This is a genomic window from Burkholderia sp. AU33545, from assembly GCF_020419685.1.
Classification (GTDB): Bacteria; Pseudomonadota; Gammaproteobacteria; order Burkholderiales; family Burkholderiaceae; genus Burkholderia; species Burkholderia diffusa.
Window position 1 is genome coordinate 105,574 of sequence record NZ_JAIZRQ010000002.1, and the last position, 23,961, is coordinate 129,534.

Sequence of the window (23,961 nt, forward strand, 5' to 3'; positions counted from 1 at the left end):
GAGCTGGCTCTCTGAATCTGGAACTAGAAGTAGTAACGGCTGATCGTGTCGGCAACGCAGCCGGGCTTGCCTTCGCCTTCGATCTCGACGGTCACGCGGATCCACGCCTGCACGCCGCCTTCGAGCGGCTCGATGCGCAGCAGCTCGCCGACGCCCCGCACGCGTGCGCCGACCTTCACTGGCGCCGGGAAACGGATCCTGTCGCAGCCGTAGTTGACGCCGAGCCGCGCGCCGTCGATGCGCACGATCTGCGGCAGAAAATGGTTGACGAGCGACAGCGTCAGGTAGCCGTGCGCAATGCACGCGCCGAACGGGCCGTCCTTCGCCCGCACCGGGTCGACGTGCACCCACTGATGGTCACCCGTCGCGTCGGCGAAGCCGTCGATGCGGATCTGGTCGATCGCGAGCCACGCGCTCGCGCCGAGCGTGCAGCCGACGGCCGCCGCGAGTTCATCGGGATGCGCGAACACGCGGGGCGTCGCGCGCACGGGGTCGAGGGTCGTCTCCATCATGCGTGCTGGCTGCTGACCGACAGCACTTCGCCCGTCATGTACGACGCGTAATCGCTTGCAAGGAACACCATCACGTTCGCGACCTCCCAGACTTCGGCGGCGCGCCCGAAGGCTTCGCGCGACGCCAGTTGATTCAGCAAGTCGGCCGGGGCCGACTTCTTCAGAAAATCGTGCATCGCGATGCTCGGCGCGACCGCGTTGATGCGCACTCCGTAAGGCGACGCCTCGAGCGCCGCGCAGCGCGTGAGCGCCATCACGCCCGCCTTCGCCGCCGCGTAGTGCGCCTGTTCCGCCTGCGCACGCCAGCCGAGCACCGATGCGTTGTTGACGATCGCGCCGCGGCCGCGGGCCTGCATGTGCGGCAGCATCGCGCGCGTCATCCGGAACGTCCCGGTAAGGCTAATGTCGATCACCCGCGACCATTCGGCATCGTCCATTTCGACGATGCGTTTGGCGCCGCCGAGCCCGGCGTTGTTGATCAGTACGTCGACGCCGTCGAGCTTGTCCTGTGCATCCGCCACGAGGGCCTGCACGTCGTCCTCGACCGCGACGTTGCACAGGCGGCCGTAGACCTGCCGCAGCCCCGTTTCGGCGCGCAGCGTCTCCACTGCCTGTTCGAGGCGCTTCTCGTGGATGTCGGAGATGAACAGCGCGCGGCAGCCTTCCTCCGCGCAGCGGCGCGCGGCCGCGAAGCCGATGCCGGCGCCGGCGGCGGCCGTGATCAGCACCGATTTGCCGGCGAGCAGCTGGTGGCCCGGCACGTAGGCCGGCGCTTTCTGGATCTGGGGTTCGGTCATGCTGTGCCTCGTGGTTCTCTGGGCATGCCGAGCCCGCGCTCGGCCATGATGTTGAGCTGGATTTCGTTGGTGCCGGCGTAGATCGTGTCCGCACGGGAGAACAGGAACACGCGCTGCAGATGGGTGAGCTTCTCGTCGGCCGGATCGATCACGTTCGCGCGCGGCCCGAGCGCGTCCATCGCGAGCTGGCCGAGGTCGCGGTGCCAGTTCGACCAGAAGTACTTGTAGATCAGCGCCTCGCGGCGCAGCGGTGCGGTGGCGCCGCCGTTCGCGTCGTCCGCGCCGGACAGCATCCGCAGCGCGTTGTAGCGCATCACGCGCAGCCCGGCCCACGCGCGGCCGATCCGCTGGCGCAGCACCGGGTCGCGATCGGCGCCCGATTCCCGCGCGGCGTCGATCACCCATTCGAGCTCGCGGACGAACTGCATCTGCTGGCCGAGCGTCGACATCCCGCGCTCGAAGCCGAGCAGCGTCATGGCGATCCGCCAGCCGTCGCCCGGCGTGCCGACCAGGTCGCGTGCTTGCGCGCGCGCACCGTCGAAGAACACTTCGTTGAATTCGGCGCCGCCGTTGAGCTGCCTGATCGGGCGGATCTCGATGCCCGGCTGGTCGAGCGGTATCAGCAGGAACGACAGCCCCTTGTTGCCCTTCGATGCCGGATCGGTGCGCGCGAGCACGAAGATCCAGTCGGAGTCGTGCGCGAGCGACGTCCACACCTTCTGGCCGTACACGCGCCACGTGCCGTCCGCGTCCTGCTCCGCACGCGTGCGCACGTTCGCGAGATCGGAGCCCGCGCCCGGCTCCGAGTAGCCCTGGCACCAGAACTGCGTGCCGGCGAGAATGCCGGGCAGAAAGCGCGCGCGCTGGTCGTCGGTGCCGCACGCGACGAGCGTCGGCCCGAGCAGCCCTTCGCCGATATGGCCCATCCGGCCGGGGCCGCCGGCGCGCGCATATTCCTCGTGGAAGATCACCTGCTCGGCGACCGTGAAGCCACGGCCGCCCGCATCGGTCGGCCAGCCGAGGCCGGTCCAGCCACCGTGCGCCAGTTCCCGTTCCCACGCCTTGCGCAGTTCCGGAAACGCTTCCTCGTCGCCGGGGCCGCCGCGAAATTTCAGGCAGGCGAATTCGCCGGTCAGGTGCGACTGCACCCAGTCGGCGACTTCGTGCCGCAATTGCTGTTCGCGCGTTTCGCTGTTCATTGGAGTGCTCCCGTGCGCGCGGCGGACGCACGCGTGGCCATCGACGCCGGTGCCGATGTCGGTGCCGCCTCGCGCCGCGACGTGTCGCCGTCGATCGCGTGGCGCGCGATCCATTCGAGCAGTTGCGGCGTGCTGCCGAACTGCGCGAGCGACGCCTGCGCGCGCTTGAAGTAGAGATGCGGGTCGTATTCCCACGTGAAGCCGACACCGCCGTGCAACTGGATCGCTTCCTGCGCGCAGAACGCATACGCGTCGTTCGCGGCGGCTTTCGCGGCCGCGACGTCGCCGCGCACCATCGCGCCCGGCACCGCCCCGCCCGCTTCCGCATCCCATGCGTGCGCCGCCCCGAGCACGGCCGAGCGTGCGGATTCAATCAGCACCATCATCTGCGCGCAGCGATGCTTGACGGCCTGGAACGACGCGATCGCGCGGCCGAACTGCACGCGCTGGCCCGTGTAGTCGAGCGTCAGGTCGAGGCATTGCTGTGCGCCGCCGAGCTGCTCGGCGGCCAGCGCGAGCGCCGCGAACCAACCGGCTCGCTCGAGCACCTGCGAGGCAACGGCGCCGCCGGCGAACAACGCGTCGCGGTTCACACGGATTTCGTCGAGGACGATGCGCGCGATCGGCCGCGTCGCGTCGAGCGTGTCGAGCGGCGTGATGCGCAGGCCGGGCGCCGTCGCGACGTCGATCGCGAACAGGCCGATCGACTGCCCTTCGTTCGCGATCCGCGCGGGAATCAGCAGCAGATCGGCGCGCGCGCCGTCGATCACCTGTTCGATCGTGCCGGACAGCGCATAGCCGCCCGCTGCTTCTTCCGCGACGACCGGCAACTGCCCGGCACCGGCCGGAAGCTCGAACGGCAATGCCAGCGTCGCGCTGCATGCACCTTCGGCGATCTTCGCGAGCCAGCCGGTCGCGGGCGGCGAGTCGGGGCAGCTCGCCAGCGCGGTCGCAGCCAGGCACGCGGTCGAAAAATACGGCACGCACGCGACGCGCCGGCCGAGCTGTTCCATCAACAGGGTCTGTTCGACCGCGCCGAGCCCCATCCCGCCTGCCGCCTCCGGCAGCGACAGCGCGTTCCAGCCGAGCTCGCCTGCGAGCGCGGCCCACAGCGTGTCGTCGCGGCCGGCCGATTGCTCGAGCGCGCGGCGCACGTCGGCGGACGCGCTGCGTTCGGCGAGCACGTCGGCCGCCGCGTCGCGGATCATCGCCTGTTCGTCGGTGAGCGCCAGATCCATGCCTCAGCTCCCGTACACACGCTGCGCGGGACGCGCGTCGGCGAGCAGCCGCGCGACCGCCGGGCCGACCTCGGCCGGCGCCCAGCGCGCGCCACGGTCGACGCTCGGGCCGGTGCGCCAGCCTTCGGCGACCGCGATCATCCCGCCTGCGACCTCGAACACCTGGCCCGTCACGTCGGCCGACAGCGGGCTGCCGAGCCACACGACGAGCGGCGCGACGTTGGCCGGATCGAAGTAGTCGAAGCCGCCGTCCTCGGGCTTCTTCATCATGTCGGCGAACACGCCTTCGGTCATCGACGTGCGCGCGGCCGGCGCGAGCGCGTTCACGCGCACGCCGTACCGCTGCAGCTCGGCCGCCTGCATCAGCGTGAGCGCCGCGATGCCGGCCTTCGCCGCGCCATAGTTCGACTGACCGATCGACCCTTGCAGCCCGGCGCCGGAACTCGTGTTGACGATGCGCGCGTCGACCTGATTGCCGGCCTTCGCGGCGTCGCGCCACACGCGCGCCAGCACGCTCGACAGGCAGAAGTGGCCGCGCAGATGCACGCGCATCACGTCATCCCAGTCGGTTTCGGTCATGCTGGTGAACATCTTGTCGCGGCAGATGCCCGCGTTGTTGACCAGCACGTGCACGTCGCCGAACGCTTCGCGCGCGGCATCGACGATCTGCTGCGCTGTGTCGATCCTGGTGATGTCGTCGGCATTCGCGAGCGCGCGGCCGCCGCGTCGTGCGATCTCGTCGCACACGGCTTGCGCGGCCTCGTGGCGGATGTCGTTGACGACGACCGCCGCGCCTTCGGCCGCGAACGCGAGCGCGTATTCGCGCCCGAGCCCGCCGCCGGCGCCGGTGATGATGGCGGTGCGTCCGTTACAGATTCCCATGCTTGTGCCTCCTGGATCGAGAGATCGTGAAAGTGCCGCGCTCACAGGCGCTCGATGATCGTGACGTTCGCGAGGCCACCGCCTTCGCACATCGTCTGCAATCCGTAACGGCCGCCGGTACGTTCCAGTTCGTGCAGCAGTGTCGTCATCAGCCGTGCGCCGGTCGCGCCGAGCGGGTGACCGAGCGCGATGCCGCCGCCGTTCGGGTTGGTCTTCTCGTGCGGGAAGCGCGTGTCGGCGAGCCACGCCTGCGCGACCGACGCGAACGCCTCGTTCATTTCGACAACGTCGATCCGCGACCAGTCGAGCCCGCTCTTCTTCAACGCGGCCTTGGTCGCCGGAATCGGCGCGGTGAGCATCCACAGCGGATCGTCGCCGAGCACGCTCAGGTGGTGAATGCGCGCGCGCGGCGTGAGCCCGTAGCGCTTCAGCGCGTCCTCCGACACGATCAGCAACGCGGCGGCCGCATCGCAGGTCTGGCTCGCGACGGCGGCCGTCAGCGAGCCACCCGGCATCAGCGGTTCGAGCGTCGCCATCTTTTCCAGCGACGTGTCGGGTCGCGGCGTTTCGTCGTGCATCACGCCTTCGAGCGGCACGATTTCCCGCTTGAAATGGCCGGCCTCGATCGCCGCCACAGCGCGGCGATGGCTTTCCAGCGCGTAACGCTCCATCGCGTCGCGCGACAGGTTCCAGTGATCGGCGATCCGCTGTGCCGCGACGAACTGCGACACCGGCGCATCGCCGAAGCGCGCGCGCCAGCCGGTGCTGCCCGAGAACGGGTCGTTGAAGCCGAGCGGCGCCGCGCTCGTCATCGCGGACGAGATCGGGATCTGCGTCATCGTCTGCACGCCGCCCGCGACCACCACGTCCTGCACGCCGCTCATCACGGCCTGCGCGGCAAAATGCACGGCCTGTTGCGACGAGCCGCACTGGCGGTCGACCGTCACGCCCGGCACCTGCAGCGGCAGCCCGGCCGCGAGCCAGCAGGTGCGCGCGATGTTGCCGGCGAGCGGGCCGATCGTGTCGACGCAGCCGAATACCACGTCGTCGTATTCGTCGGCCGGAATCGCGTTGCGTTCGACGAGCGTCTTCAGCACGAAGCCGCCGAGGTCCGCCGCATGCACGTGCGCGAGCCCGCCCTTGCGGCGGCCGGTCGGCGTGCGCAGCGCGTCGACGATATAGGCTTGTTTCATCAGTGGGTTTCCTCGAAGTCGAAGGTCTGCGCGGGGCCGATCGGCAATGCGCGGCCGACGATCGCGTCGGCCACGCGGGCCTTGTGGAATGCGTTGTCGCCCCAGCTGCCGGAGAGCGCCCAGATCCGCTTCATGAAGATCTGCAGGTCGAGCTCCCACGTGTAGCCGATCGCGCCGTGCACCTGCATCGTGTGGCGCGCGGCCAGTTGCGCGGCGGCGGTCGCCGCGAGCTTCGCGTGCGACACCAGCACCGCGCGCTGCGGATGATCGTCGGCGATCGCCCGGGCCGCGCGCGCCACCACCGGCCGCGCGAACTCATAGCGAATCGCGACGTCGGCGAGCAGATGCTTGAGCGCCTGGTACGAGCCGATCGCCTTGCCGAACTGCTTGCGCTGCGCGCTGTAGTCGATCGCGACGTCGAGCACGCGCTGCGTGAGGCCGAGCAGCTGTGCCGCGACCGCGAACGCGCCGTGGTCGAGCGCGCGATCGAGCAACGGCGCGGCTTCGTCGGCGCCCGCGATGCGCGTGGCCGCCGACGGCTCCCAGTCGAGCGTGAACAGGCGCCGCGACGGGTCGACGCTGTCGACCGGGCGCCACGCGCACTGCACGGGATCCACGCGGTGCAGCTCGCCGCGGTGCTCGCACAGCAGCGCTTGCGCGACGTGCACGTCGGCCGCATACGGGTTCACCGGATGCACGAGCGCGACACGCGCGCGCCCTTCGGCGATGTCGCGCAGCAGCGCGTCTCGCCAGTCCGCGGCGGGCAGTCGCGCGAGCACGCCGGCCGACACGAGCGCCGTGTCGAGCAACGGCTCCGGGCTGCCGAAATAACCGTAGGTCTGCGCGAGCAGCGCCCATTCCACTTCGGTCAGGCCGAGGCCGCCGTGCGTCTCGGGCACCGACACGGCGGTCAGCCCCTGCGACGCGAACAGCGACCACAGCGCGTCGGAGCGGCCCGTCGGCGTGGCCCACAGCTCGCGGATCAGCTCCGGGGTCATCTCGGTCATCAGCAGGCGCTTCACGCTGTCCGCGAGCGCTTCCTGGTCTTCATCGAATACGAAATCCATACGATGTCCGTTCAGTGAGGGTGGCGCCTGCGCGCTTACGCGCGCGGCATGCCGAGCATCCGTTCGGCGACGATGTTGCGCTGGATCTCGTTGGTGCCCGCATAGATCGGGCCGGCCTGCGCGAACAGGAAGCCGTCGAGCCAGTGACCGAGCATCGCGTGCTGCGCGGCCGACTGCGGGACGACCTCGCCGTGCGCGCCGAGGATGTCGAGCGCGGTCTGGTGCATCCGCAAATCGAGTTCCGACCAGAACACCTTGTTGGTGCTCGACTCCGCGCCGATATGGCCGCCCTTCAGCAGCCGGCTCGCGGTCGCGTAGGTCGACAGCGCGTACGCCTGCGCATCCATCCACGCGGACACCACGCGTTCGCGCAGCGTCGGGTCGCGATCCGCGCTGTCGCGGTGCGCGAGATACAGGTCGCGCAGCGCCTGCGCGGTGCGCTGGAAACGGGCGGGCGAACGCAGCATCAACCCGCGCTCGAAGCCGGCCGTCGCCATCGCGACCTGCCAGCCCGCGCCTTCGGCCGCGAGGCGGTTCTCGACCGGCACGCGCACGTCGTCGAAGAAGATTTCCGCGAAGCCCGTCTGCCCGTTCAGTTGGCGGATCGGCCGCACCGTGATGCCCGGCGTCGACAGCGGCACCATCAGGAACGTGAGCCCGTGGTGACGCGACGATTCGGGATCACTGCGGAACAGCCCGAACAGCCAGTCGGCCCACACCGCGCGTGTCGACCAGATCTTCTGGCCGTTGAGCACGTATTCGTCCCCGATGCGGATCGCCGTCGTGCGGATCGCGGCCATGTCCGAGCCCGCATTCGGCTCCGACCAGCCCTGCGCCCACACGTGCTCGCCCGCCGCCATCGCCGGCAGGAAGCGCGCCTTCTGCTCCGCCGTGCCGAAATCCATCAGCGTCGGGCCGAGCAGGAAGATGCCGTTCTGGTTCACGCGCATCGGCGCGTCGGCGCGCCAGTACTCTTCCTCGAAGATCAGCCACTCGATCAGGTCGCAACCGCGCCCGCCCAGCTCGCGCGGCCACGTGACCATGCTCCAGCGCCCCGAATGCAGCGTGCGCTCCCATTCGCGGTGCGCGATGAAGCCTTCCTCGGTGTCGAAGCTCGGCAGCCGCTCGCGCGGCACGTGCGCGGCGAGCCATTCGCGGATTTCCGCGCGGAACGCCTGCTGTTGCTGCGTATAGGTCAGGTTCATGCGCGTGCCTCCTCGGCTTGCGCGTCGAACCGCGCGTCGCGCTTCTCGACGAACGCGGCACGCGCCTCCGTCGAGTCGTTGGTCATGTACGCCTGCAGCGTGAAGCCCTGCTCCCAGCGGTACTTGTCCTCGAGATCGCCGTCCTCGACGCCGTTCAGCGCCTCCTTCGCGAGCCGCACCATCGCCGGGCTCTTGTCCGCGATCTTGCGGGCGATCGAGCGCGCCGCGTCGCGCAGCGCATCGCGGGCGACGACCTGCTCGACCGCGCCGAGTCGGTACGCTTCCGCCGCGTCGATCATCTCGCCGGTGAAGTACATCGTGCGGACCTTCTGCACGCCGAACAGTCGTTGCAGATGCGCGCCGCCGCCCATCGCGCCACGGTCGATCTCCGGCACGCCGAAGCGCGCGCAATCGGCCGCGACGACGATATCCGCCGCGCCGCAGATGCCGATCCCACCGCCGAGCACGAAGCCGTGAACAGCCGCGATCACCGGCTTCGGGTTGCGGTGCACCGCGCGGAACGTCTCGTAGTTGCCCGCGTTGACCGACACGATCCGTTCCGGATGCGCGGCCAGCTCCTTGATGTCGACGCCCGCGCAGAAGCCACGGCCTTCGCCGCGCACGACGATCACGCGCACGTCGTCGTCCTCGCCGAGCGCATCGAGTGCCCGCGCGAGCGCATGCCAGCCCTGCGCATCGAGCGCGTTCACGGGCGGATGGGCGATCACCAGTTCGGCGATGCCGTCGGCGCGCTCGATCCGGAACGGCATCGCGCCGCCCGGTTGTTTGGATGTAGTCATCTCCACTGCCTCCCTGTGATGTCTTTCAAGCCGCGTGGGTCGCCGTCGCGCCGCGCAACGCGGCCAGCGCGTCGAGCCGCTCGCCGGCTTCCGCGACGATCCGCGCGATCAGCGCGTCGCACGATTCGATCGCGCCGATCATCGCGGCCGCCTGGCCGCTCGGCAGCACGCCCTCGTCCGGCCGCCCCTCGACGATCGCGCGCTGAATCAGGAACGGCGCGTTCGCGGCCATCAGCGTCTGGCTCGCCGTGTAGTCGTGCGAGCGCAGCGCCTTGATCGCGAGGCCCAGCATGTCGGTCGTGCGCAGCCCGTTCTGACGGCGCCAGGCTTCGGCCGTCTTCAGCGCGTACAGCGTGCGGCGCAGCGGGCCGAAGCGCTCGAGCTTCAGCAGATACGGGTTGTCGATCATGCGTTGCGGCAGCCCGTCGAGCGCGTCCGACACGCGGATCCGCGCCGGGTCGCCGACCGCGACGTACCGGTCGAGCGTCGCGCGCGGCACCGGCGATTCGGCGCTCATCAGGAAGCGCGTGCCCATCGCGATGCCGGCCGCGCCGTACGCGAGCGCGGCAGCCAGCCCGCGCCCGTCGAAGAACCCGCCGGCCGCGACCACCGGCACGCGCACCGCGTCGAGCACCTTCGGCAGCAGCAGCGTGGTCGGCACCGAGCCCGTGTGGCCGCCGCCTTCCGCGCCCTGCACCGTCACGACGTCCGCGCCGAGCTCGACCGCCTTCGCCGCGTGCTTCGGCGCGCCGACGGTCGGCATGCAGACGATGCCGGCGTCCTTGAAGCGGCGGATCGTCTTCGCGTCCGGCCCGCGGCCGTAGCTGACCGCGCGCAGCCGGTGCTTGATCGCGAGATCGACCACCTGCACGGCGTTCTTCTGGAACATGTGGAAGTTGATGCCGAACGGCTTGTCGGTCAGCGACTTCACCTTCAGGATCTCGGCCTCGACCTGCTCCGGTTCCAGCGTCGCGCCGGCCAGGAAGCCGAAGCCGCCGGCGTTGGCGGTCGCCGCGACGAGCCGTGCATCTGCCACCCAGCCCATCGCGGTCTGCACGATCGGGTAGCGGCAGCCGAGCAGATCGCATAACGGGGTATGCAGCGTCGTGCTCATGCCGCGGCTCCGTTGACGGCGGCCGGTGCCGCATCGGTCCGTCCTTCGCCGTCCGCCTCCGCCGGCCTGCGCTGCGAGCTGGCCATCTTGCGCGCGTCGTAGCCGCCGAGGCGGTCGCCGCTGACGAGCTCGTTGTGCGCATGCGCGAAGTGATGCCATGCAAAGGCCGCATCCATCGCCGCGCGCTTGCCCTGCAATTCCTCGACGTGGTTCAGCGCCTGCTTGGTCAGCGCGAGGCCGAGACGCGGCATCGTCGCGATCTTCGCGGCGATCGCGTAAGTCGCGTCGCGCAGCCGCTCGCGCGGCACCACGCGATTGACCATGCCCATCTGGTACGCACGCTCGGCCGGCATCCGCTCGCCGAGGAACAGGAATTCCTTCGCGATGCGCGGGTTCAGTTCGTACGCATGTGCGAAATACTCGACGCCCGGAATGCCCATCCGCACGACCGGATCCGCGAAGAACGCGTCCTCCGACGCGACGATCAGGTCGCATACCCACGCGAGCATCAGCCCGCCCGCGATGCACGCGCCGTGCACCATCGCGATGGTCGGCTTCGGCAGGTCGCGCCAGCGCCGGCACATTCCGAGGTACACCTCCTGTTCGCGCGCATAGAGGAATTCGCCGCCCTCCTTGTCGACGTGGTCGTACCACAGCGACGCGCGGTCGAACGACTCGTGAATGTCGCGGCCCGGCGTGCCGATGTCGTGGCCCGCCGAGAAATGCTTTCCGGCGCCCGCGAGCACGATCGCCTTCACGGCGTCGTCGTGCGACGCGCGCCGGAACGCCGCGTCGAGCGCATACGTCATCTTCGAGTTCTGCGCGTTGTGATACTCCGGGCGGTTCATCGTGATCGTCGCGATGCCGTCCTCGACCGCGTAGTCGACGACACCTTCGCCGAACGTCATCTGGGTCGCTTCCATGTCGGACCTCATCCGCGGCGCGGCGCCGGATTGTTGCGCACGATCGTCGCGCGCAGGTTGTGAGGGTCGAGCGCACGCATGATGCGCAGGTCTTCCGCGCTCGGCGCGGCCGTCGTGCCGAGTTCCGGTGCGGCGACCAGCGGGAAACCGGTCGCATCCTGCACCTCGTCGAAACTCACGCCCGGATGCAGCGAACGCACGCGGATCGCGTGATCGGGGCCGCCGAAATCCATCACGCACAGGTCGGTGACGATGCTGCGCAGGTCGACGAAGGTCTTCATGCCGGGCAGCCGGCGCGCCGGGTTGTAGCCGACCGTGCAGACCATGTCGACTTCGCCTTCGACGAACGTGCGCTTGCCGTGGCCGCTGACGAAGAATGAATTCGCGTGATTCGTCGAGTTGCCGGGGAAGCCGCGCGCGCCGAGCAGCTGCGTCTTCGGACGCGCGTAGTCGTCGCCGAGCCACGAGATGTTCGCCTGGCCGAAGCGGTCGATCTGCGTCGGCATCACCAGCGCGTGGCGGCGGCCGTGCCACAGGCAGTCGAATACGCGTTCGTAGGTCATCCAGCCGCTCGCCTTCACGCGATGGCCGTCGGGGCGCGGGCCGAGCGGGACCGGCTCCTCGACGAGATACGCCTCGCCGTCGGTCAGCATCAGACCGTTGTTGTAGGCGAGCCGCGCGAGGCCGGCCGCGAGCCGCGGACCCGTGCCGATGCCGGTCGCCAGCACTTCGCCGTCGTCGCGCCAGAGTCGCGCGGACGCGACGATCATCAGTTCCGCGAGGGAATGGTCGAGAGATTCGCTCACAGGCGCTCCTTTACAGAATCGGCAACGGCAGCGTCGTCACATGCGGCAGGCCGCCGACGCCTTCGAGATACTGGCGCTCGTCCTGGCCGACCACGTCGCGCAGGTACGCCGCCGTTTTCGCATCGTCTTCCGCGCTCGCGCAGTACGCGCGCAGGTGCGGCAGGTCCCAGCCGTAGGCCGGCCCGCACGACGTCGGGTGCGCGCCGCCCGGCGCATGCACGACGCCGGTGACGAGCGAGCGCTCGAACGGGTTGCGTTTCGCGGCATCGAGGTCTTCGGTCGCGAGCGACGCGTCGACCGTTTCCGCCGACACGTAGCAGCGCTGCGCGGCGCGCGCCATCCACGCGTCGAAGAACGGATCGGGGCCGTCGATGCGCGTGTTGCCCATCCGGTCGGCCGCGTTCACGTGCAGCAGCGCGACGTCGAGTTCGAGTGCCGGCATCGCGAGCAGCGTCTCGCCGTCGTCGTACGGCGACTTGACCGTGCGCAGTTGCGGCGCGTGATCGAGCAGTGCGGTGCCGAGCCCGGCGCGTGTCGGCAGGAACGGCAGGCGCGCGGCGGCCGCGCGCAGGCCGAGCTGCAGCATCCCTTCGTCGAGTTCGAGCACGTCGATACGGCCGTGTTCACGGGCACGGCGAAAATGCGGTTCGAGCGGGATCACGTCGAGCGACACGAAGCCGAACACCACCTTGCGCACCTTGCCCGCCGCGCACAGCAGCCCGACGTCGGCGCCGCCGTAGGCGACGACCGTCAGGTCCTTCAGGTTCGAGCGCGCGATCTCGCGCACCAGCGCCATCGGCTTGCGCCGCGGCCCCCATCCGCCGATGCCGATGGTCATGCCGTCGGCGAGTTGCGCGACCACGTCGCGCGCGGACATCGTCTTGTCGAGAGGTTTCATCGTCATCGTGCTGGCTTACCGGTATCCGATGCTGAAATCGTGGCCCCACTGGCTCACCTTGGTGGCCTCGAACACCGCGTGCGTCGACCAGTCGACCGTGAGGCCGCCGAAGCCGTATTCGAGATCGAAGCCGCCGGGGGTCTTCATGTAGAACGAGATCATCTGGTCGTTGCAGTGCCGGCCGAGCGTCGCCGACATCTTCACGTCGTGCGCGGCGACCCGATCGAGCGCGCGGCCGACTTCGTCCATCGAGTCGACTTCGGCCATCACGTGCACGCAGCCCGACGGCACGGCCATCTCGAACAGCGCGAGGCTGTGATGGCGTGCGTTGCGGCAGTGCATGAAGTGAATGCGCTTCTCGGGTTCGGCGGGGTCCGGCGTGAACTTCACGCGGTAGATGTCGGACAGCTCGAAGCCAAGCACGCCGCGCACGAATGCGTCGGTCGCGTCGAACTGCGGCGCGGGCAGTACCGCGTGGCCGAGCCCCATGTCGCCGGTGACGAAGCGCGCGACGCCGAGCGGCGACACGAAGCGGCGGAAGTCGCAGCGCGCGCCCCAGTACAGCTCGTGGCGGTTGCCGGACGGGTCGGTACACCACGCCATGGCCTGCACTCGGCGCAGCGCGGCCTCGTCGCGCGTGGCGCGCACGGCTTCGACGCCCGCGCGCTGCAATGCAGCGAGCGCGGTGTCGAACGCGACGCCGTCGGCCAGCTCCCAGCCCGACGCGAAATAGCGGTCGGTTGTGCCGGGGACGATCACGTAGCGGAAATCGCGCTCGTCCATCTTCAGGTACAGCGCGCCGTCGGGTGCGTCGAGCGCCTGCATGCCCAGCACGTCTTCCGCGTAGCGGCGCCACGCATCGACGCGGGTCGCCTCGACCACGACGTAGCCGAGCGCACGGACATCGATCATGTCGGCCTCCTCCAGGTTCAGATTCCGTTGTTCGTGAAAGGATTCTGGCCGGTCGGGGATGGCGTCACATCGTCTGTTGGGACGAGAGCCTACGGGGAGAGAGAGCGTGGCGCGGCGGGTGCGCGCAGCGAAACGATGCCGCGTTGCTGCGGCGCCGCAAACGACATTGCAGTGATGACGCTCGCTTCGTCAGGTGACGCAACGGGTGTCCAGCTCGCCAATCCGGGCATCTACAACGGCGGAACACCGATCACGTTCGGCGGGCAGGCGGTCGCGCTGAATGGCGCATGGAACGGCACGCCGCAGCAGACGCTTGCCGTCGCGAAACAGCAGGTGGCCGTGAGGGTCGCGCCGGTGAGCGCCGCGCTGATTCGCATCCAGTAGCACGTCCGGCTCAGAAGCGATACGAGATCCCGATCTGCAGGACCGGATACCACCGATATCGCGACATCATCCGGTTCAGTTCGTCGAGGCCGCTGGAGGTCAGGATCTGGCTCTTCTGCGGCCCGGCGGCGGCGGCGAGTTCCGGCGACAGCGTGTAAGAGGAGCGCGGGATCCCGTATGCGACACCCAGATCGGCGACGAAGCCGAGCCCTTTCGACGCCGGCCGATGCCCGTAGCCGATCCCGACATACGGCATCACGGTCGGATAGCGCGCCTCCGCGACCGCGTACATCCCGGGCAGCGCCGGGTAGCGCTTGCCGGCGAAGACGTAGGTGCCGTTGGTGGGCACCGACACGCCGCGGATTTCGTCGTCGGTAAAGCGCAATCCGATCGTCGCGCGAAAACCGCTGCCGCGCCATGGAAAGATGTCCGCATACAGGCCGCCTTGCCGCAGCTTGATGTCGTCCTGATAGCGATTGCCGGCCACGGTGAAGTCATGCGTCAGATTGATCGCATTGAAATCCGCGTGTGCGCCCAGCACGGAGTTGAAGCTCACGGCCGCGCCGATGCCGACGCCTTGCGTGCCGCCCTGCAGGTAGATTTCCTGCGCGTGCGCGCCAGCCGCGAACACCATCGCCAGCGCAGCCCATTGGTTCATTGTCATTTTCACGGGCGTCTCCCCGACATGTGCCGGGCGCGCCGACCCGCCGCGTGCAGCGCATGCCGCCACGCGCAGCGGGCCCCCCGGCACGACATCTCGCAAGCAAGCTTGCTATTTGACGGATCACGCGTGCGGTGTCCGTTCGTGTCGCCGATACGACGCATTGCGCGTCCGACACGACCGGCCACCATCCTGCGGCGCGATCCGATCCCCGATATTTCGATGTCATTGCTTGCCGCTCCCGCGATTCGTCGTTGCCATCGGTCGCGGTTGTGTCGAGCGGCCCCGACCTAACCGCAAGGCGTGTGCCATGCGGCGCGGACCGGCGCGGGACAAGCGTCGCGGCCTGGCGTCCGGGGTTGCGCGGGGGGAAATCGACGGAAATGTTTCAGGAGCGCATCTGTTTTCGGCGCGTCAGCGCCGTGCCCGATGCCGGGAAGCAACGCATCGGGCGTCGCGACGCGCGCCGGGAAAGCGTGCGCGGCCGTCGGCGCACGCGAAGTTGCAACGGCCGGCAAGCGCGTGTGACGCCACGCACGGAAGAAAATGTTTCATCAACGTGACCTCGCGCGAACCGCTCATGGTCTGCGATGCGAAATCGCGCGATACGGGTCAGGGTGAATACCGAGGACGATGCGTGCGCAACCAGTCGCTGGTGGGATGGCCGTTCATACGCATCGATACATGCAATGTGGGCCGACGATCCCGTTCGCCGGCGGTATGCAGATCCGGCGCCGGGAGCAACTGACGCGTTCGTCTACCGAGCCGCTCGTCCGAGCGGGCCCCGTGCATCCGCTACAACCCGTACCCGCCTGACACGTTCAACTGCTGCCCCGTGATGTAGTTCGCGCGGTCCGACGCGAGAAACACCGCCGCGCGCCCGATATCGTGCGCCTTGCCCCAGCGCTTGAGCGCGAGCATTTTCTGCGTCTCGTCGATCCATGCCTGGTCGAACTGCCCTTGTTCGAGCAGCACCGGAAACATCCCCGCCTCAATCACGCCGACCAGGATCGAATTCGCGCGAATCTCGTGACGGCCCTCCTCGCGCGCGAGCCCTCTCACGAGCGCCTCGTTCGCCGCCTTCGGCGCGACCGACAATCCATCGCGATCCGGCCAGCGCAGATGCCCGGCCGAGCCGAGCGTCACGAACGACCCGCCGCCCGACGCGCGGAAATGCGGCAACACGGCCTTCGCCGCGTTGAAGAAGCCGACGGTCTCGACCTCGATCGCGCGCCGCCAGTCGTCGTGCGTCATGTCGCCGATTCGGCGCTGGTTCACGAACGGACCGGCCGCCCACACGATCGTGTGCACGCGGCCGTGCGCGTCGATCGCTGCCGCGAGCGCCGCATCGATCTGCGCGGGATCGGTCACGTCCACGCAATGCGTGGTGGCCGCGACACCCGTGCCGCGCAGGTCGCGCGCGACCCGCTCGGCCACGTCGGCCTTGCTGCGATAACCGAGCGCAACCGGCACGCCGGCGCGCGCGAATTCGAGCGCGACGCCCTGCCCGATCCCGCCGCTGCCGCCGAACATGAGCACCGCGCCCTGTGGAAATCCCGTGTCGTTCATGCGTTCATCCCGTTGGTGACGTATCGCGCGCCGGCAGTCAGGCCGCCGCTTCGGTGCCCGCGCGCAGCCGGTACTTCAGCACCTTGCCGGCCGCGCTCGTCGGTAGTTGCTCGACGAACGTGAAGTGCCGCGGCACCTTGTAGTTCGCCATGTTGCTGCGCGCCCAGTCGTTCAGCGCGGCTGCGTCGGTGTGCGCGCCGGGGCGCAGCACGACGTACGCATGCCCGACTTCGCCGAGCCGCGTATCGGGCACGCCGACCAGCGCAACCTGCGCGATCGCCGGGTGCGCGGCCAGCAGCCGCTCGATCTCGGCCGGATAGCAGTTGAAGCCGCCGACGATGAACATGTCCTTGATCCGGTCGGTGATCTTCAGGTTGCCGTTCGCGTCGACGCAGCCGAGGTCGCCGGTATGCAGCCAGCCGTCCGCGTCGACGGTTTCGCGCGTCGCGTCCGGCTGGTTGAAGTAGCCGCGCATCACGTTGTAGCCGCGCACCCAGATCTCGCCGGTCTCGTCTGGCCCGAGCGCCGCGCCGTCCTGCCCCGCGATACGCAACTCGACGCCCGGCATCGGCCGGCCCGACGTGCAGGCGACCGTCTGCGCGTCGTCGCCATGACGGCACAGCGTCGCGAACCCGCACGATTCGGTCAGCCCGTAGCCGGTCAGCACGGTCTCGAAGCCGAGCTCCGCGCGCATCCGCTCGATCAGGCTCGGGGCGATCGTGGCCGCGCCCGTCACCGCGATCCGCAGCGACGACAGGTCGCGCGTCGCGCGATCGGGCGCATCGAGCAGCGCGTAGTACAGCGTCGGCGGGCCGGGCAGCACCGACACGCGTTCGTCGGCGATGCGCCGCAAGACGTCGGCGGGCTGGAACACAAGATGCGGCAGCACGGTCGCACCGCTCGACAGTGCGGCGAGCCAGCCCGCCTTGTAGCCGAACGTATGGAAAAACGGATTGACGATCAGGTAGCGGTCGTCCTGGTGCACGCCGGCGATCGTGGCCCACGCCTGCGCGGCCCGCAGGTTCTGTCCGTGCGCCGTCATCACGCCCTTCGGGCGGCCCGTCGTGCCGGACGTGAACATCAGGTCCATCACGGTATCCGGTGTCACCTGCGCCTCGCGCTCGCGCACGGCGGCGAGCGGTACCGCCGCGCCGCGTGCGAGGAACGCGTTCCAGGTTTCGTCGCGCGAGCCGGACGGCGGGTCGCCGTCGAACACGACGACGCGTTCGAGCGTCGCGGGCCGGTGCGGCGCGAGCATCGCCGGATAGGATTCGCCGAGGAAGGTGCCGCAGCAGAACAGCAGCCGCGCGCCGCCGTCGTGCAGGATGCCGCCCACCTCCATGCCCTTCATCCGCGTGTTGACCGGCACGAGAATCGCGCCGACGGTGTGGATCGCCAGCGCCGCGACGATCCATTGCGGCAGGTTCGGCGCCCAAACGGCGATCCGGTCGCCGGCGTCGATGCCGCTCGCGAGCAGCGCGCGCGCCGCTTCGAGACGCGCCGCATCGAGTTCCGCATAGGTCAGCCGGCCGTGTTCCGACTCGATCGCCGGATGCGCGCCGTGGCGCGCGGCAGCCCGCGCGATCAGCGCGGGCGTGGTGAGGATTTCGTTGTCCATCGTCATAGGCATCGCAACAGGGTTGCCGCGCGCGCCGCCGGCGCGCCACGGCTCAATCGGGGAACACCACGCGCAGCGCGTCGCTCGCGGGCCGCGCGCGGCAGGCGAGCGTCCAGCCGGCCGCGATCTCGTCGTCGTCGAGCACGTGGTTGCCGTCAAGCGCCACTGCCCCGCGTTCGACCCGGCACATGCATGCGCCGCACTGCCCCATCCGGCAGGAATTCGGCGCGGGCAGCCCGGCGCGCAGCATTGCGTCAAGCAGTGTTTCGCCGGGCGCGCTGTCGAACGCGAACGCCTCGCCGTCGAGCACGGTCTCGATCGCCGCGCCATCGCCGGAGTCAGCCGCAGCGGTCGTTGCGGACGATGCCACCGGATCGGCCTGCGCCGACGCATCGGGCAGCGACGCGAAGCGCTCGACATGCACGCGCGCACGCGGCAGCCCGAGGCCGAGCATCGCGGAGAGCGCATTCTCCATGAACATCGCCGGCCCGCAGATGAACGTTTCCTGCTGGCTGAACGGCCGCGCGAGTTCCTCGAGATGCCGCTGCTGCGGCACGCCCTGCACGCTGTCGAGCCAGTGGATCACGCGCAGGCGCCCCGGGTGGCGGTGCGCGAGCTGCTGCAGTTCGTCGCGGAAGATCACCGAGCGCTCGTCGCGGTTCGCATAGATCAGCGTCAGCATCCCGCGGCCGTGCACGAGCGCCGATTTCAGGATCGACAGCACCGGCGTGATGCCGCTGCCACCCGCGAACAGCAGCAGGTCGCCGTCGAGCGTGCGCGGCGTGAAGACGCCGGCCGGCGGCAGCACGTCGAGCGCATCACCCGCACGGATGTGGTCGCACAGCCAGTTCGACGCGCGACCGTCGCGCACGCGCTTGACGGTGATCTTCGGTGCCGCATCGATACCCGGCGCGCTCGACAGCGAATAGCAGCGCGCGACGGTCGCGTCGGCACACGGCACGTGCAGCGTCAGGAACTGGCCGGACCGGTATGCGAACGCATCGCGCAACGCGGCGGGCACGTCGAACACGAACGAGCATGCGTCGTCGCTTTCGGCAATGACGTCGGCAACGGTCAGCCGGTGAAAACGGGAATCGCTCATCGCCGGCTCCTCATGCCGCACCGGCGGCATGCCGGCCGGTTTCGCTCGTGCGGACCCGTGCCGGGTTCGACGCGAGCGCCGGTGCGATACATGCGAACGCATTGAGCACCTGCGTTGCCGCAGCACCGATCAACAGCACAAGCGCTCGCATGATCGTTGTGTCCGCACCGTTCGCGATATTGCGGTTCAGTCTGCGTGTCATGAGTCGTCTCTTTCCGATGCGGTCAGGCGCGCGGCCGTCACGCGGCCGCGCGGTTCGCGGGCGCGCCGGGCGTCGTATACGCGCCGTCGAGATAGACGAGCGGATCGACGTCGCCACTCATCAGCACTTCGCGGATTCGCCCGATGAACACCGTATGCGTGCCGTATTCGAAACGGCCGTCCTGCTCGCACACGAGGCTCGCCTGCGAATCGTGCAGATACGGGACGCCGAGCGGTGACGTGCGCCACTCGCCCGTCGTGAAGCGCGCCTCGCCCTTCAGGCGGCCGCTGCAGTCGATCGCGATGCCTTCGTGGCGTGCCGACAGCACGTTCACGCAGAACGGCGCGCCCGCGTCGAGCGGCGGATACAGCGACGCATTGCGGTTGATGCAGATCAGCAGCGACGGCGGATCGGTCGACAGCGAATCGACCGCCGTTGCGGACATCGAGTAGCGCCGGCCGTCGTGCGCACTGCTGATGACCGTGACGGAGCGCGCGAGGCGGCGCATCGCCAGCAGCATGTCGGTGCGCAGCGGGTGGGTAGTGAGATCGCTCATCATTGGACTCCGTCAAGTTCAGTCGTGGACGGCCGGTCTGACCATCCGCCGGCGTCGGCCGCCTGCGCGGCCAGGTGGTCGGCGGCGATGAATCCGAAGGTCATCGCCGGACCGAGCGTCGAGCCCGCGCCGGGGTAGCTCGCGCCCATTACCGATGCACTGGTGTTGCCGATCGCGTACAGGCCGTCGACCGGCGCGCCGTCGGCGCGCAGCACGCGCGCGTGCCCGTCGGTGACGAGCCCGCCCTTCGTGCCGATGTCGCCCGCGTCGATCCGCACCGCATAGAACGGCGCCTCGTCGACCGGGCCGAGACACGGATTCGGCTGGTTTCTCGGATCGCCGTAGTACGTGTCGAACAGGTTGTCGCCCTTGCCGAACGCTTCGTCGATACCGGTTGCCGCGTAACGCGCCATGTCGCGCAGCGTGTCGCTCAGCCCGGCCGCGTCGACGCCGATCCGCCCGGCGAGCGCATCGATCGTGTCGGCCTTCACGAGCACGTCGCGAAACGCGTCCGGAATGCGCGAATCGGGCATCATCGGTGCCGGCATGATCGGACCGCACGGATACTTGCGGCGAAAGCGCGCGTCGAACACCATCCACGCCGGCACGCACGCGCCGGTGCGCGCATGGTCGCGATACATCGCCGGCACGAATTCGGAATACGGCGCGGCCTCGTTGACGAAGCGCTTGCCGAGGCCGTTGACGATCACGCAGCCCGGCAGGTTGCGTTCGACGAACAGCGCACGCTGCTTCTCCTCGCCCGCGACGCCGACCGTCGGCGCGCCCCATACGTGTTCCATCAGCGCGAGCGCGCCGCCGAGCCGATGGCCTTCGGCGATCGCGTCGCCGGTGTTGGCCGGCGGCGTCGCGCTCCATTGCATCTGCGTCGGTTGCGGCAGGTAGCGTTCGCGCATCGGCTGGTTGCGCTCGAAACCGCCCGCGCCGAGGATCACGCCGCGCCGCGCGACGATCGTCACCGGCTGCCCGAAGCGCTGCACGCGCACGCCCGTCACGCGGCCGTCGACCTCGAGCAGGTCGCGCATCGGCGTGTCGAGCCACACGGGCACGTTGCGGTCGAGCAGCGCGCGGCGCAGCCCGCCGATCAATGCATTGCCCAGTGTCAGGCGCCGGTCGCGCCGCGTGCGGCGGCGCACGCCGAAATCGAGCCAGTACCGGCCGAATTGCGCGATCGCGAGCTTCATGAAGCCCGGCCCGCGCGAGAACAGCGTGTGCGCCTCCTTCGACGTCACGGCCACACGGCCGCCGATCAGCGTGCCGGGCGAAGGCGGACGCAGCCGGTCGAGTTCGTCGCCGAGCAGCGCACCGTCGAACGGCAGCGGATCGAGCGCGCGATAGCCCGGCATCGCGCCCGGCAGCTTCTGGAAATAGTCCGCGTACTTCGGCAGCGCCTGGTAGCGCACCGGCGTTTTCGTTTCGAGGTAACGCAACATCTCGGGCGCCTGGTCGAGATACGCGTCGAGCCGCTCGCGCGACGACGCGCCGGCCGTGCACGCATCGAGATAGCGGCGCGCGGCCTCGCGCGTATCGGTCACGCCGAGTTCCGCGATATGGTGGTTGCACGGGATCCAGATGCCGCCGCCGGAGATCGCCGACGTGCCGCCGTACAGCGCCGTCTTCTCGATCACGACGGCGGACAGCCCGCGGTCGGCCGCGCGGCATGCCGCGAGCAGTGCGCCCGCGCCGGAGCCGACGACCACGACGTCGAACACGTATTGCTGCGCTTGCGTGTCGTTCATCGCGACCTCGTCAGATGAAGTAGTCCGTGTTCTCGCGGCCGAGCATCACGGCGCCGAGGTTCTGGCCGAAGCGGTCCACGTTGTTCGCGTAGTGCGCGCGGGCCGCGTGCAGGTCGAGGAAGCGGCGCACCAGCGGATTGCGGTGATAGATGCCGTTGCCGCCCGCGTAGCGCAGTAGCGCGTTCGCGGCCTGCGCGCAGCGCTCGGCGACCTGCGCGGACTGGTAGCGGAAATGCACGCGACGCTCGATCGACACGGCCGGGCCGCCCGTCACCGATGCCATCAGTTCTGCGAAATTGCGCTTGAGCAGCACCTTCATCTCGTCGATCGCGACGGCCGCGTTCGCGCACGCGTTCTGCGCACCCGGATCGTCGGTCGTCTTCGCGCCGCTGTTGGCCGACACGCGCGTGGCCGCATAGCCGGTGAAATCGTCGAGCGCGCCCTGCAGCGCGCCGATGCACGACGTGCATACCGCACGCACGAAGATCTGCGCGAACGGCAGCTTGAACAACGGCGCGTCGTTGACGGCCAGGCCCGGGCTCGTGCCCATCATCCCGTCGAGCGCCTTGTGCGTGCGGTAAGCGGGCACGAATGCGTCGTCGACGACGATGTCGTGGCTGCCGGTCGCGCGCAGGCCGAGCACGTCCCAGTCCTGCTGGATCCGGTAATCGGATTTCGGCAGCAGGAACGTGCGGTATTCCGGCGGCTGGCCGGCTTCGGCCGGCGGCACCAGCGCGCCGAGGAACACCCATTCGCACAGTTCGCTGCCGCTCGAGAACTTCCAGTGGCCGGACAGTCGGAAGCCGCCTTCGACCGGCGTCACGCGGCCGACCGGCATGTAGGTCGACGCGATCAGCGTCGCGGGATCCTTGCCCCACACGTCCTGCTGCGCGCGTTCGTCGAACAGCGCGAGCTGCCAGTTGTGCACGCCGACGACGCCGTATACCCATGCCGTCGACATGCAGCCGCGCGCGAGCGCCATCTGGATGTCGAAGAAGGCTTGCGGATCGAGCTCGTAGCCGCCGTAGCGCTTCGGCTGCAGCACCTTGAAGAAGCCGGCGGCCTGCATGTCGGCGATCGTCTCGGCCGGGATGCGGCCCTGCGCTTCCGCCTGCGCGGCGCGGCCGGCCAGCGTCGGCGCCAGGGCCTCGGCCCGGGCGATCAGCGTGGTGGCCAGTGCGTTCGAATCGTTGTCGCGGTGCACGAATGTCTCCTGTGATACGGGGCGCGCGCGGCGGCGCTCATCCCGGTCTCTCTCTAAGTGGTTCGTCGCGGCCGGCGCCGCGAGCCAGGGCTCCTGCCGACGATGGTCGGGCTCGCGCGGCCGCGCCGCATCGTCCGAAGGGACGACGGGCGCGGCCCGCCCCGCCTTACGCGCAGGCGCGCTCCTTTTCCTTGTTGAAGAACGGGATCACGTGCTCGCCGATGTTGCGGATCGTCTCCATCTGCGCTTCGTGCGGCACCGTGCCCATCTGGCACAGGAACAGCACCTCGTCGACGCCGGCTTCCTGCAGGCGGCCGACATAGCCGATGCAGTCGTCCACCGTGCCGTATGCGTGGTTCGGGTTCATCATCGCGAGCGCCGGGTCGGCGAAGTTCACGACGACTTCCTCCGACGCGAAGCGCGAGCGGATCACCATCTCTCCGGTGTCGGCCTGCACGAGGTCGTCGCCCCACTTCGCCGGGTCCGGACGCTCGCCGCCCGTGTACCAGTACGCGAGCGACTCCATGAAGTAACGCTGGCCGCGGATGCCGATCTTGCGGGCGGCCTGGCCGTCGGCCATCACGACCGTCGGGCACAGCGCCGCGAGGTGCTGGGTCGGGCGGAAGCCGACCTGGTCTTCCGGCTTGCGGTTCGCCCACGCTTCGCGGTACACCGCGTTCTTCTTCGCGACTTCGTCGGGGCCGCCGAAACCGAGCACCAGCGCGCCCATCCCGCGCTGGCCGGCACGCAGCAGCGCGTCGGTATTCGTGCACGCGAGGTACATCGGCGGGTGCGGATCCTGGAACGGCTTCGGGTGGATCGGGCGCTTCGGGATCTTGATGTACGTGCCGTCGTGCTCGATCTCGTCCTGCACGAACATCTTCGGCACCAGGTACATCGACTCGTCGATCATCGGCTGCAGTTCGTTGAGGTCGTAGCCGAACGCACCGGCTTCCTGCTGGCTGCCGCCCTTGCCGACGCCGAAGTGCACGCGGCCGCCCGACAGGATGTCGAGTAGCGCGACGCGCTCGGCGACCTTGATCGGATGGTTCATCGCCGGCGGCAGGCACACGACGCCGTGGCCGAGGCCGATGCGCGTCGTGCGGCCGGCCAGGTAAGCAAGGAAGGTTTCCGGCGCGCTCATGTGCGCATAGTTGGTCAGCGACGTGTGCTCCACGCACCAGATCGTGTCGAAGCCGACCTGCTCGGCGAGCAGCGCCTGTTCGACCGTCTCCTTGAATACCCGGTGGTCGCCCTCGCGCGATGCGTCGGTGGTCTGGGCTTCGTAGATGAGGGAAAACTTCATTGCGTGCGTCTCCATGTATGTTGGACGAGTCGGGGTCGTGCGGCCCGCCCGCACGA

General features: G+C 69.3%; 24 protein-coding genes. 1 reads left to right on the plus strand and 23 read right to left on the minus strand.

Annotated features, from left to right (window positions below; translation table 11 throughout):
• Nucleotides 1-23 precede the first annotated feature (23 nt).
• Genes LGM71_RS06335 through LGM71_RS06400 form a run of 14 tightly spaced genes read right to left on the minus strand, consistent with a single transcriptional unit; the run spans nt 24 to nt 13,546 of the window.
• Nucleotides 24-509 carry a MaoC family dehydratase gene (locus tag LGM71_RS06335; RefSeq protein ID WP_226114761.1) on the minus strand — a complete coding sequence of 162 codons (486 nt, stop codon included), beginning with the start codon at nt 507-509 and terminating at the stop codon, nt 24-26.
• Nucleotides 509-1,309 (minus strand): SDR family oxidoreductase, encoded by an 801-nt coding sequence (locus LGM71_RS06340; protein WP_059600532.1) that lies wholly within the window; start codon nt 1,307-1,309, stop codon nt 509-511. Before LGM71_RS06340 ends, LGM71_RS06335 begins: the two co-directional genes overlap by 1 nt.
• Nucleotides 1,306-2,508 carry an acyl-CoA dehydrogenase family protein gene (locus tag LGM71_RS06345; protein ID WP_226114305.1) on the minus strand — a complete coding sequence of 401 codons (1,203 nt, stop codon included), beginning with the start codon at nt 2,506-2,508 and terminating at the stop codon, nt 1,306-1,308. The genes LGM71_RS06340 and LGM71_RS06345 overlap by 4 nt, the downstream gene beginning before the upstream one ends.
• A complete protein-coding gene (locus tag LGM71_RS06350; protein ID WP_226114306.1) occupies nt 2,505-3,746 on the minus strand; it encodes an acyl-CoA dehydrogenase family protein in 1,242 nt (413 codons plus the stop codon). Before LGM71_RS06350 ends, LGM71_RS06345 begins: the two co-directional genes overlap by 4 nt.
• A gap of 3 nt (nt 3,747-3,749) precedes the next feature.
• Nucleotides 3,750-4,628, minus strand: a complete 879-nt coding sequence (locus tag LGM71_RS06355) for an SDR family oxidoreductase (protein ID WP_226114307.1) — start codon at nt 4,626-4,628, stop codon at nt 3,750-3,752.
• Between the two features lie 41 nt (nt 4,629-4,669).
• Nucleotides 4,670-5,821 carry an acetyl-CoA C-acetyltransferase gene (locus tag LGM71_RS06360; protein ID WP_174911298.1) on the minus strand — a complete coding sequence of 384 codons (1,152 nt, stop codon included), beginning with the start codon at nt 5,819-5,821 and terminating at the stop codon, nt 4,670-4,672.
• The gene (locus LGM71_RS06365; protein ID WP_226114308.1) at nt 5,821-6,888 is read right to left on the minus strand and encodes an acyl-CoA dehydrogenase family protein; all 1,068 of its coding nucleotides are present in this window, start codon (nt 6,886-6,888) and stop codon (nt 5,821-5,823) included. The genes LGM71_RS06360 and LGM71_RS06365 overlap by 1 nt, the downstream gene beginning before the upstream one ends.
• A 35-nt stretch (nt 6,889-6,923) precedes the next feature.
• The gene (locus LGM71_RS06370; RefSeq protein ID WP_226114309.1) at nt 6,924-8,093 is read right to left on the minus strand and encodes an acyl-CoA dehydrogenase family protein; all 1,170 of its coding nucleotides are present in this window, start codon (nt 8,091-8,093) and stop codon (nt 6,924-6,926) included.
• A complete protein-coding gene (locus LGM71_RS06375; protein ID WP_059600539.1) occupies nt 8,090-8,893 on the minus strand; it encodes an enoyl-CoA hydratase family protein in 804 nt (267 codons plus the stop codon). The genes LGM71_RS06370 and LGM71_RS06375 overlap by 4 nt, the downstream gene beginning before the upstream one ends.
• Before the next feature lie 25 nt (nt 8,894-8,918).
• A complete protein-coding gene (locus tag LGM71_RS06380) occupies nt 8,919-10,007 on the minus strand; it encodes an NAD(P)H-dependent flavin oxidoreductase (protein WP_226114310.1) in 1,089 nt (362 codons plus the stop codon).
• Nucleotides 10,004-10,930, minus strand: coding sequence for an enoyl-CoA hydratase (locus tag LGM71_RS06385; RefSeq protein WP_226114311.1), 927 nt, complete (start codon nt 10,928-10,930; stop codon nt 10,004-10,006). Before LGM71_RS06385 ends, LGM71_RS06380 begins: the two co-directional genes overlap by 4 nt.
• Nucleotides 10,931-10,938: 8 nt before the next feature.
• Nucleotides 10,939-11,736, minus strand: coding sequence for a CoA-transferase subunit beta (locus tag LGM71_RS06390; RefSeq protein ID WP_226114312.1), 798 nt, complete (start codon nt 11,734-11,736; stop codon nt 10,939-10,941).
• Between the two features lie 10 nt (nt 11,737-11,746).
• On the minus strand, nt 11,747-12,640 hold the full coding sequence (locus LGM71_RS06395; RefSeq protein ID WP_124903938.1) for a CoA transferase subunit A: 894 nt from the start codon (nt 12,638-12,640) through the stop codon (nt 11,747-11,749).
• Between the two features lie 9 nt (nt 12,641-12,649).
• Complete coding sequence (locus LGM71_RS06400; protein ID WP_226114313.1) at nt 12,650-13,546, minus strand: VOC family protein; 897 nt, start codon at nt 13,544-13,546, stop codon at nt 12,650-12,652.
• Between the two features lie 174 nt (nt 13,547-13,720).
• On the opposite strand from LGM71_RS06400, the gene LGM71_RS06405 reads away from it, so the two are divergent.
• On the plus strand, nt 13,721-13,930 hold the full coding sequence (locus LGM71_RS06405) for a hypothetical protein (protein ID WP_226114314.1): 210 nt from the start codon (nt 13,721-13,723) through the stop codon (nt 13,928-13,930).
• A gap of 10 nt (nt 13,931-13,940) precedes the next feature.
• Here the strand turns inward: LGM71_RS06405 and LGM71_RS06410 are convergent, their stop codons facing one another.
• The 9 genes from LGM71_RS06410 to LGM71_RS06450 all read right to left on the minus strand — a co-directional run bounded on the left by LGM71_RS06410 (nt 13,941) and on the right by LGM71_RS06450 (nt 23,905).
• A complete protein-coding gene (locus LGM71_RS06410) occupies nt 13,941-14,594 on the minus strand; it encodes a hypothetical protein (protein WP_413226854.1) in 654 nt (217 codons plus the stop codon).
• 792 nt (nt 14,595-15,386) lie between these two features.
• Nucleotides 15,387-16,160 (minus strand): SDR family NAD(P)-dependent oxidoreductase, encoded by a 774-nt coding sequence (locus LGM71_RS06415; protein WP_226114316.1) that lies wholly within the window; start codon nt 16,158-16,160, stop codon nt 15,387-15,389.
• Nucleotides 16,161-16,197: 37 nt separating this feature from the next.
• On the minus strand, nt 16,198-17,784 hold the full coding sequence (locus LGM71_RS06420; RefSeq protein ID WP_319000372.1) for a FadD3 family acyl-CoA ligase: 1,587 nt from the start codon (nt 17,782-17,784) through the stop codon (nt 16,198-16,200).
• A gap of 46 nt (nt 17,785-17,830) precedes the next feature.
• Nucleotides 17,831-18,880, minus strand: a complete 1,050-nt coding sequence (locus LGM71_RS06425) for a ferredoxin--NADP reductase (RefSeq protein ID WP_226114317.1) — start codon at nt 18,878-18,880, stop codon at nt 17,831-17,833.
• A gap of 10 nt (nt 18,881-18,890) precedes the next feature.
• Nucleotides 18,891-19,082, minus strand: coding sequence for a hypothetical protein (locus LGM71_RS06430; protein WP_124903926.1), 192 nt, complete (start codon nt 19,080-19,082; stop codon nt 18,891-18,893).
• A 37-nt stretch (nt 19,083-19,119) separates the two neighbouring features.
• Nucleotides 19,120-19,638, minus strand: coding sequence for a flavin reductase family protein (locus LGM71_RS06435; protein ID WP_059451250.1), 519 nt, complete (start codon nt 19,636-19,638; stop codon nt 19,120-19,122).
• Entirely contained in the window at nt 19,638-21,395 is a 1,758-nt protein-coding gene (locus tag LGM71_RS06440; protein WP_226114318.1) for an FAD-binding protein, read from the minus strand. The genes LGM71_RS06435 and LGM71_RS06440 overlap by 1 nt, the downstream gene beginning before the upstream one ends.
• A gap of 10 nt (nt 21,396-21,405) precedes the next feature.
• The gene (locus LGM71_RS06445; protein ID WP_059600552.1) at nt 21,406-22,599 is read right to left on the minus strand and encodes an acyl-CoA dehydrogenase family protein; all 1,194 of its coding nucleotides are present in this window, start codon (nt 22,597-22,599) and stop codon (nt 21,406-21,408) included.
• Nucleotides 22,600-22,765: 166 nt separating this feature from the next.
• Nucleotides 22,766-23,905, minus strand: a complete 1,140-nt coding sequence (locus LGM71_RS06450) for an LLM class flavin-dependent oxidoreductase (protein ID WP_059600601.1) — start codon at nt 23,903-23,905, stop codon at nt 22,766-22,768.
• Nucleotides 23,906-23,961: the final 56 nt, after the last annotated feature.

Coding starts and splice junctions, on each gene's coding strand:
- LGM71_RS06395 (WP_124903938.1), bottom strand. CDS start 12,640: ATGACGATGAAACCTCTCGACAAGACGATGTCCGCGCGCGACGTGGTC.
- LGM71_RS06435 (WP_059451250.1), bottom strand. CDS start 19,638: ATGAGCGATCTCACTACCCACCCGCTGCGCACCGACATGCTGCTGGCG.
- LGM71_RS06415 (WP_226114316.1), bottom strand. CDS start 16,160: ATGAACGACACGGGATTTCCACAGGGCGCGGTGCTCATGTTCGGCGGC.
- LGM71_RS06405 (WP_226114314.1), top strand. CDS start 13,721: ATGACGCTCGCTTCGTCAGGTGACGCAACGGGTGTCCAGCTCGCCAAT.
- LGM71_RS06360 (WP_174911298.1), bottom strand. CDS start 5,821: ATGAAACAAGCCTATATCGTCGACGCGCTGCGCACGCCGACCGGCCGC.
- LGM71_RS06380 (WP_226114310.1), bottom strand. CDS start 10,007: ATGAGCACGACGCTGCATACCCCGTTATGCGATCTGCTCGGCTGCCGC.
- LGM71_RS06400 (WP_226114313.1), bottom strand. CDS start 13,546: ATGATCGATGTCCGTGCGCTCGGCTACGTCGTGGTCGAGGCGACCCGC.
- LGM71_RS06450 (WP_059600601.1), bottom strand. CDS start 23,905: ATGAAGTTTTCCCTCATCTACGAAGCCCAGACCACCGACGCATCGCGC.
- LGM71_RS06340 (WP_059600532.1), bottom strand. CDS start 1,309: ATGACCGAACCCCAGATCCAGAAAGCGCCGGCCTACGTGCCGGGCCAC.
- LGM71_RS06355 (WP_226114307.1), bottom strand. CDS start 4,628: ATGGGAATCTGTAACGGACGCACCGCCATCATCACCGGCGCCGGCGGC.
- LGM71_RS06375 (WP_059600539.1), bottom strand. CDS start 8,893: ATGACTACATCCAAACAACCGGGCGGCGCGATGCCGTTCCGGATCGAG.
- LGM71_RS06370 (WP_226114309.1), bottom strand. CDS start 8,093: ATGAACCTGACCTATACGCAGCAACAGCAGGCGTTCCGCGCGGAAATC.
- LGM71_RS06430 (WP_124903926.1), bottom strand. CDS start 19,082: ATGACACGCAGACTGAACCGCAATATCGCGAACGGTGCGGACACAACG.
- LGM71_RS06345 (WP_226114305.1), bottom strand. CDS start 2,508: ATGAACAGCGAAACGCGCGAACAGCAATTGCGGCACGAAGTCGCCGAC.
- LGM71_RS06365 (WP_226114308.1), bottom strand. CDS start 6,888: ATGGATTTCGTATTCGATGAAGACCAGGAAGCGCTCGCGGACAGCGTG.
- LGM71_RS06425 (WP_226114317.1), bottom strand. CDS start 18,880: ATGAGCGATTCCCGTTTTCACCGGCTGACCGTTGCCGACGTCATTGCC.
- LGM71_RS06440 (WP_226114318.1), bottom strand. CDS start 21,395: ATGAACGACACGCAAGCGCAGCAATACGTGTTCGACGTCGTGGTCGTC.
- LGM71_RS06420 (WP_319000372.1), bottom strand. CDS start 17,784: ATGACGATGGACAACGAAATCCTCACCACGCCCGCGCTGATCGCGCGG.
- LGM71_RS06350 (WP_226114306.1), bottom strand. CDS start 3,746: ATGGATCTGGCGCTCACCGACGAACAGGCGATGATCCGCGACGCGGCG.
- LGM71_RS06410 (WP_413226854.1), bottom strand. CDS start 14,594: ATGACAATGAACCAATGGGCTGCGCTGGCGATGGTGTTCGCGGCTGGC.
- LGM71_RS06335 (WP_226114761.1), bottom strand. CDS start 509: ATGGAGACGACCCTCGACCCCGTGCGCGCGACGCCCCGCGTGTTCGCG.
- LGM71_RS06385 (WP_226114311.1), bottom strand. CDS start 10,930: ATGGAAGCGACCCAGATGACGTTCGGCGAAGGTGTCGTCGACTACGCG.